The following is a 14,400-nucleotide window of genomic DNA, read 5'->3' on the forward strand; positions in this document are numbered from 1 at the left end:
TCAAACCCCGAGTGAGGGTGACAACCCGAATGTCACCCTCACTCGCCCCCAAAACACCCGCCTGCTTACCCTGGTCGGCGAGTGATTGGCGATGCCCCCTCCGTGGAGTGAGCACCTAACACGCATAACTATGCCGAGGACTGCGAGGGCCGGGTAGTCGGCACTTTAGGGGACTAATCGGGGTACAAAACCCGCGTTCCACGTCGTTCCGGCCCGAACGGGCCTCCCGCAGCGCTCAGCCGGAGAACGAGCGCCAGGCTCCGGGAGCCGGCTGCAGCGGTGCCCGGACGGCGGCGGCGCGGTCGCTCCAGCCGCCGCTGGGGACGACCGGCACCTCGGCGACCGGGTGCGACTGCGCGGCGAGCGCGGTCACGACCGCGGTCACGGCGGCGATCTCGCGCGCATCGAGGCCGGGAGTGGTGATGACGACGGTGGGGGCGGAGTCGGCTGCGCTCATCCCGCGACGGTACCGCATGCCGTTCACGGTCCCGCGTGCGGGCCGGTGACTATGCTGACGCCGGACGCCGCCGGAGCGACGCCCCTTCCGTCCGAACAGGAGTGTCACCGCATGCCGTCGTGGTCCCTGAAGCGCGGCCGCGCCTCCGCCCGTCGCGTCGCCGCGGTCCTCCGGTCCTCGCCCGCGGCCTTCGCGACGACCGCAGCGGTCCTGCTCGCCAGCGCAGCGGCCGGCACCCTTCTCGCCCCGGCGAGCGACGAGACCGGCGCCTGGTGGGCGGCCGGCGCCGGCACGATCCTCGGCGGCCGGCCCTGGGCCGCGGTGACCGGCCTGCTGATCGCGTCGGGCCCGCCCGCGCTGCTCCTCGTCGTCCTCCTGCTCCTGCCGCTGCTGATCGCGGCCGAGCGCCGTCTCGGAGCGCGCCGGCTGGTCCTCGCCTTCCTGCTCACCGGGGCGCTCGGAACGACGGTCGGAGCGGCCCTGCAGAGCGTCGGCGCCTCCGTCGGCGAGTGGTGGGCCGGGGACACGGTCGGCGACCACACCTTCGACCCGCTGATCGGCGGCGTCGGTGCGCTGCTGGCCGCGACGGCCTTCATGGGCGGCCTCTGGCGCCGGCGCCTGCGCGTCACCGTCTTCGCGGTGGTCCTGATGTTCGTGCTCTACGCCGGCGACTCCGCCGACGTGTACCGACTCCTCGCGGGCATCGCCGGCCTGGCGATCGGGGCCGTGCTGGCGCACGGGGTGAGCGGACTGCGCCCGCAGCGCCCCGCGCCGAGCTCGCACCGGGAGTCGCGCGCCCTGCTCGCCGCGGTGGTCGCGGTCACCGCCCTCGGTCCGCTCGTCGCCGTGCTCTCCGACTCGGGCTACGGGCCGTTCTCGTTCCTCGGCCGGCTGCTGCAGAGCGCGTTCACCGGCGCCGCCGATCTCGAGGACCCCTGCGGCGCCACGGTCCGGCACTGCGCGCACCACGTGCGGCTGAACCTGATCTCGCCCGGGCCGATCCTGCTCACCTTCGTCCCGATGATCCTGCTGCTCGTCGCGGCGTACGGGATGCGCTCCGGGCGCCGTCTCGGTCTGCTGCTCGCGATCGGCGTCAACGCAGCCATCGCGATCCTCGACATCGTCCTTCTGCAGCGCGCGGCGCGGCACCCCGACTTCCAGTACTACGCCGAGTACCTGCTCTGGGTGGCCACCACCGTAGTCGTCCCGGTCGCGGTCATCGTCCTCCTGGCGGTCGGCAGCAGGCACTTCCGGATCCGGGCTCCGCGGGAGTCGGCGCGCCGCTGGTCACTGGTGGTCGGCATCGGCTTCGTCGTCTCGCTCGGCGGCTACCTCGCGCTCTCGGCCTCGACCCGGACCAGCTTCGAGCCGGTGCTCGGGATCGGCCGGCTCCTCCTCGACGGGCTGCTGCGCTTCGTGCCGTCGAGCTTCCTCGGTGGGCACGGCCTGCTGGCGGTGCCGCGGGAGCCGCTCGCCCGCCTCGGCTTCGAGTGGGTCGGGCCGGTCTTCTGGCTCCTCGTCGTCGTCGCGGTGATCGCGCTCCTGCGGGCCACCGACGTGCAGGGCGTGCGCGGCGACGAAGCGGTCTACCGCCGGCTGCTCGTGCGCCACGGCGCCGGCAGCCTCGGCCACCAGGGCACCTGGCAGGGCAACGAGCACTGGATCGCCCCCGACGGCGAGGGCGGAGTCGCCTACCGGGTCGTGGGCGGGGTCGCGATCACGCTCTCCGATCCGGCCTGCGCGCCCGAGCGGCGCGCGGAGGTGGTCGCCGGCTTCGTCGCCTTCTGCGACGAGCGGAGCTGGACGCCTGTCTTCTACAGCGTCCACGACGAGCTGCTGCCGGTCTTCGACGGCCTCGGCTGGTCGCGGATCTCGGTGGGCGAGGAGACGATCATCGAGCTCGGTGGCTTCGAGCTGACCGGGAAGCGCTGGCAGAAGGTGCGCTACCCGCTCACCCGCGCGATCAAGCTCGGCATCGAGCCGGTCTGGACGAGCTGGCCGGAGCTGTCGCTGGGGATGGCCAGCCAGATCGTCGACCTGTCCGAGAAGTGGGTGTCCGAGAAGGCGCTGCCGGAGATGGGGTTCACGCTCGGCGGGATCGACGAGGCGCGCGACCCGGACGTCGCGCTGCTGCTCGCCGTCGGCCCGGACGGGGTGCTGCAGGGGATCACCAGCTGGCTGCCCGTGCACCGCGACGGCCGGATCGTCGGCTGGACGCTCGACTTCATGCGCCGCTCGGACGAGGCGATGCCCGGGATCATGGAGTTCCTGATCGCGTCCGCCGCCCTCCGTGCGCAGGAGCAGGGCGCGGAGTTCGTCTCGCTGTCCGGCGCGCCGCTCGCGACGGCGCCCGTGCCGGAGGGGGAGCAGCCGCCCGAGCCGACCGCGCTCTCGGGCCTGCTCGAGTTCCTGGCGCGGACGCTGGAGCCGGCCTACGGCTTCACCTCGCTGTTCCGCTTCAAGGCCAAGTTCCACCCGCGCTACGAGGGGCTGTGGATGGCGTACCCGGACGCGCTGCAGCTGCCGCGGATCGGCGCGGCGATCGGGCGCGCCTACCTGCCGGACGTCTCCCCGCGCGAGGCGCTCGCCTTCGCCCGGGCGCTGGGAGCGCGCCCGGAGGAGAAGGCACCGCCCGCGGAGAAGCCGGGTGCGGAGAAGCCCGGTGCCGAGAAGCCCGGTGACGAGAAGCCCGCTGCCGAGAAGTCCGGCAGCGAGAAGTCGGCCGCCGAGAAGCCCGGCGCCGCGAAGCCGGCGCAGGAGAAGCCGACGGCGCCGAGGCCCGAGAAGGCGCCGACGGCCGGCTGACCGCGGCTCAGAGCGGGATGTTGCCGTGCTTCTTGGCCGGCAGGTTCGCGCGCTTGGTCCGCAGCGCGCGCAGCGCCTTGATCACCGACACCCGGGTCGCTGACGGCTCGATGACCCCGTCCAGCTCGCCGCGCTCGGCCGCGAGGAACGGGCTCGCCACGTTGTAGGTGTACTCGTTCGCCAGCCGGGTGCGGACGGCCGCGACGTCCTCGCCGGCCTCCTCGGCCTTGCGGATCTCGTTGCGGTAGAGGATGTTGACGGCGCCCTGGCCGCCCATCACCGCGATCTCGGCCGTCGGCCAGGCGAGGTTGATGTCGGCGCCGAGCTGCTTGGAGCCCATCACGATGTACGCGCCGCCGTAGGCCTTGCGCAGGATGACGGTCACCAGCGGCACGGTCGCCTCCGCGTAGGCGTAGAGCAGCTTCGCGCCGCGGCGGATGACGCCCGTCCACTCCTGGTCGGTGCCGGGCAGGTAGCCGGGGACGTCGACCAGCGTGAGGATCGGCAGCGAGAACGCGTCGCAGAACCGGACGAAGCGCGAGGCCTTCTCTCCGGCCTCGATGTTCAGGGTGCCGGCCATCGCGCTGGGCTGGTTGGCGATGATGCCGACCGAGCGGCCCTCGACCCGGCCGAAGCCGATCACGATGTTCGGCGCGAAGAGCGGCTGCACCTCGAGGAAGTCGCCCTCGTCGACGATGTGCTCGATCACGGCGCGCATGTCGTACGGCTGGTTCGGGCTGTCGGGGATGACGGTGTCGAGGAAGCGGTCGGAGTCCGTGGTCTCGAGGTCGACCTCGTTGTCGAACACCGGCGCGGGCGAGAGGTTGTTGTCGGGGAGGAAGGAGAGCAGGGTGCGCGCGTAGTCGAGCGCGTCGTTCTCGTCGCTGGCGAGGTAGTGCGAGACGCCCGAGATCTTGTTGTGGGTGAGCGCGCCGCCGAGCTCCTCCATGCCGACGTCCTCGCCGGTGACGGTCTTGATCACGTCGGGGCCGGTGACGAACATCTGGCTGGTCTTGTCGACCATGATCACGAAGTCGGTGAGGGCGGGGGAGTACACCGCGCCGCCGGCCGCGGGGCCGCAGATGATCGAGATCTGCGGGATGACGCCGCTCGCCGCGGTGTTGCGGCGGAAGATCTCGCCGTACTTGCCCAGGGCGACGACGCCCTCCTGGATCCGCGCTCCGCCGGAGTCGAGGATGCCGATGATCGGGACGCCGGTCTTCAGCGCCAGATCCATCACCTTGATGATCTTCTCGCCGGCCACCTCGCCGAGCGAGCCGCCGAAGATCGTGAAGTCCTGCGAGTAGACGGCGACCTGGCGGCCGTGGATGGTGCCGGTGCCGGTCACGACGGCGTCGCCGTAGGGCCGCTTCTTCTCCATGCCGAACGCGTGGGTGCGGTGGCGGACGAACTCGTCGAGCTCGACGAACGAGCCGGGGTCGAGGAGGGTGTCGATCCGCTCGCGGGCGGTCATCTTGCCCTTGGCGTGCTGCTTCTCGATCGCGGCCTCACCGCTGGCGGTGACCGCCTCGTGGTAGCGGGCCTTCAGGTCCGCGATCTTCCCCGCGGTCGTGAAGAGATCGGGCGCGGGACGTTCGATGTTCGCGGTCACTCGCCCACCTTATCGGCGCGGATGGACCCCTCCGTTGTCGCACCCGCACAGGGAGCGGCGGGTCCGGTGGGAGGGTCCGCACAAGCCGCGGCGCCGGCGACCGGCTCCGGGGCTTCTCGCGGGGCCCGCCGGTAGCGTGGCCGCATGCAGCTCCCGCTCTCCCTCTCCGTGTCGCCGCAGGTCCTCTGGCTCGAGAGCGCGGGCTCGACCAACGACGAGCTGCGCGAGCGCGCGACGGCCGAGCCCGCAGCCTGGCCGCACCTCTCCGTCGTGGCGACCGACGACCAGCGCGCGGGCCGCGGACGCCTGGGGCGGGTCTGGCAGGCGCCCGCCGGGCGGACGCTGGCGGCCTCGACGCTGGTGGACGCGGCGGCCCTCCCCGCCGCGGCGGTCGGCTGGCTGCCGCTACTGGCCGGCGCTGCCCTCGCGCGGGCGCTCGCCCCGCTGGTCGGCGCCGCGGTCGAGGTCAAGTGGCCCAACGACGTGCTGATCGACGGGGGGAAGACGGCGGGTGTCCTCGCCGAGCGCCTCGCCGACGGCCGCGTGATCGTCGGCACCGGGATCAACCTGCTGCTGAGCGAGGAGGAGCTGCCCGTGCCGACGGCGACCTCCCTCGCCCTGGCCGGCGCGGCGACGACCGGCGCCGACGCCGTGCTCGCCGCCTTCCTCACCGAGTTCTCGGCGCTGCTCGCGCCGCTCCTCGCGCTCGGCGACGCCGACTCCGCGGGGTCGGCCGCCGTCGTGCGCGCGCACCTCGGCACCCTCGGCCGCTCCGTCCGGGTGGAGCTGCCGGACGGCTCCGTCGAGGAGGGCACCGCGGTCGCGCTCGACGACGACGGCTCGCTCGTGCTCGAGCAGGACGGCGCCCGGCGCTCGTTCTCCGCGGGCGACGTCACCCACCTGCGCCAGTGAGCGCCGGCGGCCGGGACCGGCTCGCGGAGGGGGACCGGGAGCTCGCCCGGCTCACGCCGCGCGCCCGCCGCGCCGTCGCGCCGGTCGCCGGCTTCCTCCTGCTCACCTGGGCGGGCTTCTACTTCGCCGCGCAGTTCGAGCTGGAGCTGCAGCGCTGGATCATCGCCCTCGGCACGGCCGTGCTCGTGCTGCTGCTCTGCGTGCCCGGCATCGCCGGCTGGGCGAGCATCCGCTACCGGATCACGCAGCGCGGGCTGCACGCCCGCCGAGGCGTCCTGTCGGTGCGCCGCGCCGACCTCGACTTCGACCCGCGGATGGCGGTCGGCGTCTCGCGGAGCCTGAGCCAGCGCGTCGCCCGCTGCGGTGACGTGCGGATCACCCGGGACGGCGCCGAGGCGTTCGTGCTGCGCGACGTGGAGGACCCCGAGCTCGTCGCCGAGCTGCTGCGGGACGCGATCGCGGCGATCCCGATGCCGCTGCCCGACTGGCCCGCGCCCGACCCGCTCTGACCGCCGCGTCCGCGACGGAGCCCTCGCCGCGTCCGCGCCCCTCGCTACCATGGAGCCGCCCCGCGCCCGCGGGCGGAACCAGGAGGATCGTCATGCGCGTCGGTGTGATCGGAGGCGGCCAGCTCGCCCGGATGATGATCTCCGCGGCGGTCGAGCTCGGCCTCGAGATCGCGGTGCTCGCCGAGGCCGAGGGCGCTCCCGCGGGCCTCGCCGCGACCCGCGTCGGCGACTACCGCGACGAGGAGACGGTGCTCGGATTCGCCCGCACCGTCGACGTCGTCACCTTCGACCACGAGCACGTGCCGCAGGCGATCCTGCGCCGGCTCGTCGCCGAGGGCGTGGCCGTGCACCCGGGCCCGGACGCCCTCCTCTACGCCCAGGACAAGCTGATGATGCGGCAGCGCCTCACCGAGCTCGGCGTCCCCGTGCCCGACTGGGCGGCGGTCTCCTCCGCCGACGAGCTGGCCGCGTTCCTCGACGAGCACGGCGGCCGCGGCGTGGTCAAGACCGCGCGCGGCGGCTACGACGGCAAGGGCGTCCGCGTCGTCCACGGCGCGCACGAGGCCGACGACTGGTTCGCGGCGCTCGCCGAGGACGGCCGCGGCGGCGCGCTGCTCGTCGAGGAGCTGGTCGGCTTCCGCCGAGAGCTCGCGCAGCTCGTCGCCCGGCGCCCCTCGGGCGAGAGCGTCCTCTGGCCGGTGGTGGAGTCGATCCAGCGCGACGGCGTCTGCGCCGAGGTCCTCGCTCCCGCGCCCGCCTCGGCGGGCCGCCTCGCGGACGCCGCCGCCGACATCGCCGAAACGATCGCCGAGAGCCTCGGCGTCACCGGCGTGCTGGCGGTCGAGCTGTTCGAGACGACGGACGACCGCCTGCTCGTCAACGAGCTGGCGATGCGCCCGCACAACAGCGGGCACTGGACGATGGACGGCTCGACCACCTCGCAGTTCGAGCAGCACCTGCGCGCGGTGCTCGACCTGCCGCTCGGCGCGACCGGCTGCCGCGATCCGTGGACCGTGATGGTGAACGTCCTCGGCGGTCCGGTGGGGGAGTCGCTGACCGACCGCTACCCGCTCGTGCTCGCCGCGCACCCGTCGGTGAAGGTGCACAACTACGGCAAGGAGCCGCGTCCGGGACGCAAGGTCGGGCACGTCAACGCCACCGGCGACGAGCTCGAGCTCGTCGTCTACGAGGCGCGTGCCGCGGCGGCCGTTCTCACCGACTGAGACGTACCATGGTGGCCGTGACCCGCCCCACGCCCTCCGCCACCCCCGCCGGTACCGCCCCGTGAGCGCCGACGCGCTCGTCAACGGTCCCTCTCCGCTCGTCGGCGTCGTGATGGGCTCGGACTCCGACTGGTCGGTCATGCAGGCCGCCTCGACGACCCTCTCGGAGTTCGGCGTGGCGCACGAGGTCCGCGTGGTCTCGGCCCACCGCACCCCGCAGGCGATGATCGACTACGGCCGCGGGGCGCGTGCACGGGGTCTGCGCGTCGTGATCGCGGGCGCCGGCGGAGCCGCCCACCTGCCCGGGATGCTGGCCGCGGTCACCTCCCTCCCCGTCGTCGGCGTCCCCGTGCCGCTCGCGCGCCTCGACGGCCTCGACTCGCTGCTCTCGATCGTGCAGATGCCGGCCGGCGTCCCCGTCGCCACCGTCTCGATCGGGGGCGCGCGCAACGCGGGACTGCTCGCGGTGAAGATGCTCGCGATCGGCGACGACGCGCTGTCCGAGCGCCTCGACGCCTTCGCGGCGGACCTGGAGGCGCAGGTCGCCGCCAAGAACGACGCTCTGGTGGCCGGCCTGTGACGGCGATGACGCTGCCGCTGCGGCATCCGGACGTCCGCTCGAGCTCGTTCATGACCCGGCGCGCCTGGTGGCTGCTGATCGGCAACCTGCTCGTTCCCGGCTCCGCGCAGGTGCTCGCGGGCAACCGCCGCCTCGGGCGGCTCGGCCTCGGCTTCACCCTGGCGCTCTGGACGGCGCTGCTGGTCGCCGTCCTCCTCTACTTCGTCTTCCCGACGGGCCTCTACACGCTCGCGACCTTCGATCTGTCGATGCTCGCTCTGCAGGCGGCCCTGGTCGTCTACGGCGTGGTCTGGCTCGTGCTCACCCTGGACACCCTCCGGCTGATCCGGCTGGTGCGGGCGCGGCCGCGGATGCGGGCCGTGCTCGCCTTCGCGACGATCGCGCTGATGGCCGTCTCGGTCGGCTCGACCGCCTACGGCACCTACCTGATCGGGATCACCCGCGGCACGCTGTCCTCGATCTTCGGCGGCGGGGCGATGGAGGCGCCGATCGACGGCCGCTACAACATCATGCTGCTGGGCGGCGACGCCGGCGAGGACCGCGACGGCCTGCGTCCGGACAGCATCTCGGTCGTCAGCATCGACGCGTCGACCGGCGCCGCGACCACGATCGGCGTCTCCCGCGAGTTCGTGAACATCCCGTTCCCCGAGGACAGCCCGATGCACGAGCTGTATCCGGACGGCTACACGACCGACAACTGCGCCGTCGACGTCTGCAAGCTCAACTCGATCTACACCGAGGTCGAGCTGAAGCACCCCGAGCTCTACCCGGACGCGGTCGCGGAGGGCAGCGAGCCCGGCATCGAGGCGACCCGCGACGCGGTCGAGGGCATGCTCGGCATCCCGATCCAGTACTACGCGCTGATCGACATGGAGGGCTTCGCCCAGCTGATCGACTCGCTCGGCGGCATCGACGTCGACTACCAGGGCACCGAGCCCCTGCCGCTCGGCGGGCTCCCCGACTCCGACGGCGTGATGCAGGGCGTGAACCAGTGGATCGACCCCGGTCCCTGGCACTTCAACGGCGAGCAGGCGCTCGCCTACGCCCGCTCGCGCTACACGACGAGCGACTACGACCGGATGGCACGGCAGCGCCAGGTGCAGACCGCGCTGCTCGAGCAGTTCGAGCCGGCCAATGTGCTCTCGAAGTTCCAGGACGTCGCCGCCGCCGGCTCCCAGGTGATCAAGACCGACGTCCCGCAGGGGATGCTCGGCTACTTCGTGCAGCTGGGCCTGAAGACGAAGTCCCAGCCGGTCGGCGTCGTCGAGCTCGTCCCGCCCGCGGTCGACGTCGACGGCGACCCCGACTACGACGTCGTCCGCTCCCTCGTGCACGAGGGCCTCTTCCCGGACGCCACGGCGCAGTAGCGTCGGCGTCCCGAGGGCCGCTGTGCCGGCGGGCGCGGGTCTCCTTCATGCTGATCGAGTAGCCCGCGGAGCGGGCGTATCGAGATCCACCGGTGTCCGGAGTCGGGTCTGCAGGCCCGCCCTTTCGATGACGGTGGGTCTCGATACGCTCCTGCGGAGCTACTCGACCAGCATGAGCGCGGCCCCTGCGGGGCTGCTCGACCAGCATGGTCGGGCCCCGCGGGGTTGCGCGACCGGCCGATGCGATTGCTCGCCTTCATGCTGATCGAGTAGGCCGCGGAGCGGCCGTATCGAGATCCATTGGCACCAGGAGAAGGGTCTGCCGACCCCGCATGCCTCAGAGGTCGGCGTGCAGGGCCCAGACGCGCTCGGCGGAGTCGCGCCAGCTGAAGGCGCGGGAGCGGTCGCGGCCGGCGACCGAGAGGCGCTCGCGGAGGCCGGTGTCGGAGAGCACGCTGCTCATCGCGAGCGCGAGCCGCTCCGGGTAGTGCTTGGCGTCGGCGCGCTCGACGGCGACACCCGCGTCGGCCGCGACCTCGAGCAGCGCCGGGTCGTCCGAGTGCACGACCGGCACGCCGAAGTGCATGGCCTCAAGCACCGGCAGGCCGAAGCCCTCGGCGATGCTCGGGTAGACGAACAGGGTGGCCCGGCTGAGCACGAGCGCGAGGTCGGTGTCGCTGAGGACGCCGAGCGCCCGCACCCTCTCCTCGCCGAGGCCCTGCTCGTCCGCGACGGAGGCGATGTCGAGCTCGCCCCAGCCGGTCGGCCCGACGATCAGGAGCGGGAGCTCCGGAGCCGACGCCTCGCCGAACGCCGCGATCAGCGAGACCAGGCCCTTGCGCGGCTCGAGCGTGCCGACGCTGAGGACGTACTCGGCCGGCAGCCCGAGGGCCTCCGCGCGCTCGTCGGCGTCGTCAGGAAGGACGAGCCCGGAGCCGACGGCACCGCCGATCACGCGGATCCGGTCGCCGAAGTCGAGGACCTGGGAGAGCTGCTGAGCGACCGCGTGCGTCGGGACGACGACGGCATCGGCGAACTTCTGCGCGCGCTTCGCCATCGCGCGGTGCCACTTGGCGCCGTGCGGGGTGAGCGTCTCGGGGTGCGTCCACGGCACCGTGTCGTGGATGGTGACGGCGATCTGCTCGCCCTCGCGGCCCTCGTGACTGCGCAGCGGGGCGAACAGGCTCGGAGCGTGCATCATGCCGCCGCCCGAGGGGATGCCGATGCCGTACTGCCAGGCGCGGGACAGCTCGCGGCGGCCCAGGTGCAGGCGGTGCAGTCGGGCGAGGCCGGGCAGGCGCAGCCGCAGATCCTCCTCCTTCTCCGGCGGATGCGCGGAGAAGACCGCCTCGACCTCGCAGTCGCGCGGGGCGGTGCGGATCAGCTCGCGGGTGAGCTCCTCGGTGTAGCGGCCGATGCCGCCGGGGACGCGGGCGAGCATCTGGTCGACGACCACCCGGAGCGTGGTGGTCACGGCGTGACCGCCTCGAGCGGAGCGGCGGCCAGCGCGTCCTGCCAGGAGCGCATCGGCGCGAGACCGGCGGCGGCCCAGGCGTCGTGGCCGAGGACGGAGTAGGCGGGCCGCGGGGCCGGGCGGACGAAGCTGCCGCTGTCGGTCGGCCGGATCCGCTCCGGGTCGAGCCCGGCCTTCTCGAAGACGGCGCGGGCGAAGCCGAACCAGGTCGTCTCGCCGGCGTTCGTGCCGTGGTAGATCCCGGCCGGAGCCGCGGCGTCGACGAGCGCGATCAGGCGGTCGGCGAGGTCGCCCGTCCAGGTGGGCTGCCCGCGCTGGTCGTCGACGACGGTGAGCGTGGGGTGCGCGCCGGCGAGGCGGACCATCGTCTTGGCGAAGTTGCCGCCGTGCGCGCCGTAGAGCCAGGCCGTCCGGACGACGTAGCCCCGTTCGGGGTTCGCGGCGAGCACGAGCTCCTCACCCTCGGCCTTCGTGCGGCCGTACGCCGAGATCGGGCCGCGGGGGTGGGACTCGGCGTAGGGGCTGGTGGCCGAGCCGTCGAAGACGTAGTCGGTCGAGACCTGGACGATCGCGGCGCCGATCTCGGCGGTGGCGATCGCGAGGTTCTGCGCGCCGAGGGCGTTGACGCGGCGGGCCTCCTCCTCGTCGCTCTCCGCGTCGTCGACCCGCGTGTACGCCGCGCAGTTCAGCACCGCGTCGTGGCCGGCGACCGCGGCGCGGACCGCGTCGAGGTCGGTCACGTCGAGGTCGGCGCGGCCGAGCGCCGTGACGGCGCGATCGCCGAGGGAGGAGCGGAGGTCGGTGCCGAGCATGCCGGAGGCGCCCGTGAGGAGGAAGGTCACCCGCTCATCATGCCGGAGGCCTCCGACGTGCGGACCCCCGGCGCACCGGCGGCGACGGTCCACCGGGGCGTCGGCGGGCCGCCGAGCGCTCAGTACACTCGTGACCGTGCAGATCAGAGAGCTCGAGATCCCCGACGCCTACGAGGTCACACCGCGGCAGTTCCCCGACGACCGGGGGGTGTTCTACGAGTTCTACCGCTTCGACCGCCTCGCGGAGAAGGTCGGGCACCCGCTGTCGCTGCAGCAGGGCAACACCTCGGTCTCCAAGCGCGGCACCGTCCGCGGCATCCACTTCGCCCAGATCCCGCCGTCGCAGGCCAAGTACGTCTCCTGCTTCTCCGGGGCGGTGCTCGACTACATCATCGACGTGCGCGTCGGCTCGCCGACCTTCGGGCAGTGGGACTCGGTGCTGCTCGACGACGTCGACCGCCGCTCGGTCTACCTCGCCGAGGGCCTCGCCCACGCGTTCGTCGCGCTGACGGAGGGGGCGGTCGTCTCCTACCTCGTCTCCTCGACGTACGACCCGATCCGCGAGAAGGGCATCGACCCGCTCGACGAGCGGATCGGCCTGCGCTTCCCGCCGGAGGCGGGCGAGCCGCTGCTCTCGCCGAAGGACACCGACGCGCCGACTCTGGCCGAGGCCGAAGCGCAGGGCATCCTGCCGACCTGGGCCGAGGCGAAGGCGCTCTACGCCCAGCTGGACGGAGCGCACTCGTGAAGGGCATCATCCTCGCCGGCGGCTCGGGCTCGCGGCTCTGGCCGATCACCAAGGGCATCTCGAAGCAGCTGATGCCGATCTACGACAAGCCGATGGTCTACTACCCGCTGTCGACGCTGATGATGGCCGGGATCGACGAGGTCCTGATCATCACCACCCCGGAGTACAACGACCAGTTCCGCGCGCTGCTCGGCGACGGCTCGAGCCTGGGCATGACCCTCTCCTACGCGGTGCAGGAGTCGCCCGACGGCCTCGCGCAGGCGTTCCTGATCGGCGAGGACTTCATCGGCGACGACTCCGTCGCTCTGGTGCTCGGCGACAACATCTTCCACGGCACGGCGCTCGGCACGGCACTCGCGGCGAACACCGACATCGAGGGCGCGGTGATCTTCGCCTATCAGGTGGCGGATCCGCGGGCCTACGGCGTCGTCGAGTTCGACGACGCGTTCCACGCGCTCTCGATCGAGGAGAAGCCGGCGAAGCCCAAGAGCAACTACGCGGTGCCGGGACTGTACTTCTACGACAACTCCGTCGTCGGCATCGCCAAGACGATCGAGCCCTCCGCCCGCGGCGAGCTCGAGATCTCGACGGTCAACGAGCGCTACCTCGAGGCCGGAACGCTGAACGTGCAGGTGCTGGACCGCGGCACCGCCTGGCTCGACACCGGGACGTTCGACTCGATGATCGAGGCCACGGAGTTCGTCCGCGTGATCGAGCAGCGCCAGGGCTTCAAGATCGGCTGCATCGAGGAGATCGCCTGGCGCCACGGCTGGATCGACGACGCGGCGCTGGCGGACCTCGCCGCCCCGCTGGTGAAGAGCGGCTACGGCGCGTACCTGCAGCGCCTGCTCGAGCTCGGTCGCTGACGCGGCGGGCCTCGATGCGCCGCTGCGCGGCTACTCGACCAGCATGGCTCTCATGCTGATCGAGCAGCCCGCGGAGCGGGCGTATCGAGATCCCGGCGTCAGCGGCTGGGCCGCAGGCGCATCAGCGCGACGCGCACGCCGAGGCCGAGGCGGACCGCCAGGCGGACGGGCGCCTGGTACCAGGCGTCGTACTTCTGCGCGAGGTAGAGGTAGGCGCTGCGGTGGTGCACCGCGAGCATCCGCGCCGAGGCCAGTCGCGTCGAGTGCCCGCCCAGATGCGACACGACCGCGTCGGCGAGGTAGACGTTCGACCAGCCGCGCTGCCCGAGCGAGTCGCCGAGCTGCACGTCCTCGAAGTACATGAAGTAGCGCTCGTCGAAGCCGCCGATCTGCTCGAACGCGGTGCGCCGCACCATCACGCAGGCGCCAGACAGCCAGCCGGCCGTCATGCTGCCGTGCTGCATCGTCTCGACCGCGCGCGAGCGGCGGTACCGGCGCGACCAGGGGTTGCCCGGCCAGACGTGCGCGAGCAGCGCATGGCCGACGCCCGTGCCGAGCGAGGGCAGTGCGCGGGCCGAGGGGTAGATCGTGCCGTCCGAGTCCAGGATGCGCGGGCCGATCGAGCCGATCCCGGGGTCGGCGGTCGCCGCCGCGTAGAGGGCGTCGATCGAGCCGGGGAGGAAGACCGTGTCCGGGTTCGTGACCAGGATCCACTCGATCTCCGGGCCGAGCCGGTCGACCGCGTAGTTGATCGCCCTGCCGTAGCCGAGGTTCTCGCCGGTCTCGTGGAAGAGCACCTCGGGGCGGCGCTCGACGACGCGGCGGACGGAGTCGTCGGTGGTCGCGTTGTCGACGACGACGACGCGCACGTCGTGCTCGGTCGCCTCCGGGATCGACTCCAGGCAGGCGCGGAGGACCTCACCCGAGAAGTGGGTGACGACGACGACCGCGATGGGCAACGTCGAGCGGGCGATGAGAGCCTCCGGGGGAGCGGCGTCGACGGGCGGGGGCACCGTCGGAAGAACTCGACGAGGC

General features: G+C 72.7%; 13 protein-coding genes. 8 read left to right on the top strand and 5 right to left on the bottom strand.

Annotated elements, in window-relative coordinates; all coding sequences use genetic code 11:
• Positions 1 to 235: 235 nt before the first annotated feature.
• Complete coding sequence (locus tag MT351_RS13365; protein ID WP_123445310.1) at positions 236 to 457, bottom strand: acyl-CoA carboxylase subunit epsilon; 222 nt, start codon at positions 455 to 457, stop codon at positions 236 to 238.
• Between the two features lie 111 nt (positions 458 to 568).
• On the opposite strand from MT351_RS13365, the gene MT351_RS13370 reads away from it, so the two are divergent.
• Positions 569 to 3,262: a DUF2156 domain-containing protein gene (locus MT351_RS13370; protein WP_132435866.1), complete on the top strand. Its 2,694-nt coding sequence runs from the start codon at positions 569 to 571 to the stop codon at positions 3,260 to 3,262.
• 7 nt (positions 3,263 to 3,269) lie between these two features.
• Here the strand turns inward: MT351_RS13370 and MT351_RS13375 are convergent, their stop codons facing one another.
• Positions 3,270 to 4,874 carry an acyl-CoA carboxylase subunit beta gene (locus tag MT351_RS13375; RefSeq protein ID WP_243582397.1) on the bottom strand — a complete coding sequence of 535 codons (1,605 nt, stop codon included), beginning with the start codon at positions 4,872 to 4,874 and terminating at the stop codon, positions 3,270 to 3,272.
• Positions 4,875 to 5,018: 144 nt separating this feature from the next.
• On the opposite strand from MT351_RS13375, the gene MT351_RS13380 reads away from it, so the two are divergent.
• From MT351_RS13380 to MT351_RS13400, 5 genes are all read left to right on the top strand, one after another.
• A complete protein-coding gene (locus MT351_RS13380; RefSeq protein WP_123735217.1) occupies positions 5,019 to 5,786 on the top strand; it encodes a biotin--[acetyl-CoA-carboxylase] ligase in 768 nt (255 codons plus the stop codon).
• Positions 5,783 to 6,295, top strand: a complete 513-nt coding sequence (locus MT351_RS20340; RefSeq protein WP_132435865.1) for a PH domain-containing protein — start codon at positions 5,783 to 5,785, stop codon at positions 6,293 to 6,295. Before MT351_RS13380 ends, MT351_RS20340 begins: the two co-directional genes overlap by 4 nt.
• 92 nt (positions 6,296 to 6,387) lie before the next feature.
• Positions 6,388 to 7,518 (top strand): 5-(carboxyamino)imidazole ribonucleotide synthase, encoded by a 1,131-nt coding sequence (locus tag MT351_RS13390; RefSeq protein ID WP_279398334.1) that lies wholly within the window; start codon positions 6,388 to 6,390, stop codon positions 7,516 to 7,518.
• Between the two features lie 112 nt (positions 7,519 to 7,630).
• Positions 7,631 to 8,098, top strand: a complete 468-nt coding sequence (purE, locus tag MT351_RS13395) for a 5-(carboxyamino)imidazole ribonucleotide mutase (protein WP_123445392.1) — start codon at positions 7,631 to 7,633, stop codon at positions 8,096 to 8,098.
• A gap of 5 nt (positions 8,099 to 8,103) precedes the next feature.
• A complete protein-coding gene (locus MT351_RS13400; RefSeq protein WP_123735595.1) occupies positions 8,104 to 9,465 on the top strand; it encodes an LCP family protein in 1,362 nt (453 codons plus the stop codon).
• 337 nt (positions 9,466 to 9,802) lie between these two features.
• Here MT351_RS13400 and MT351_RS13405 read toward each other — a convergent pair whose 3' ends face one another.
• Positions 9,803 to 10,939, bottom strand: coding sequence for a glycosyltransferase family 1 protein (locus tag MT351_RS13405; protein WP_243582398.1), 1,137 nt, complete (start codon positions 10,937 to 10,939; stop codon positions 9,803 to 9,805).
• Positions 10,936 to 11,781, bottom strand: a complete 846-nt coding sequence (gene rfbD, locus MT351_RS13410) for a dTDP-4-dehydrorhamnose reductase (RefSeq protein ID WP_123702613.1) — start codon at positions 11,779 to 11,781, stop codon at positions 10,936 to 10,938. The genes MT351_RS13405 and rfbD overlap by 4 nt, the downstream gene beginning before the upstream one ends.
• Before the next feature lie 106 nt (positions 11,782 to 11,887).
• On the opposite strand from rfbD, the gene MT351_RS13415 reads away from it, so the two are divergent.
• Both MT351_RS13415 and rfbA read left to right on the top strand, forming a co-directional pair.
• The gene (locus MT351_RS13415) at positions 11,888 to 12,499 is read left to right on the top strand and encodes a dTDP-4-dehydrorhamnose 3,5-epimerase family protein (RefSeq protein WP_132435863.1); all 612 of its coding nucleotides are present in this window, start codon (positions 11,888 to 11,890) and stop codon (positions 12,497 to 12,499) included.
• Entirely contained in the window at positions 12,496 to 13,365 is an 870-nt protein-coding gene (gene rfbA / locus MT351_RS13420) for a glucose-1-phosphate thymidylyltransferase RfbA (protein WP_132435862.1), read from the top strand. Before MT351_RS13415 ends, rfbA begins: the two co-directional genes overlap by 4 nt.
• Before the next feature lie 98 nt (positions 13,366 to 13,463).
• Here the strand turns inward: rfbA and MT351_RS13425 are convergent, their stop codons facing one another.
• Entirely contained in the window at positions 13,464 to 14,378 is a 915-nt protein-coding gene (locus tag MT351_RS13425) for a glycosyltransferase family 2 protein (protein WP_243582400.1), read from the bottom strand.
• Positions 14,379 to 14,400 lie beyond the last annotated feature (22 nt).

It is taken from the genome of Rathayibacter sp. VKM Ac-2926, assembly GCF_022815565.1.
GTDB classification, from domain to species: domain Bacteria; phylum Actinomycetota; class Actinomycetes; order Actinomycetales; family Microbacteriaceae; genus Rathayibacter; species Rathayibacter festucae.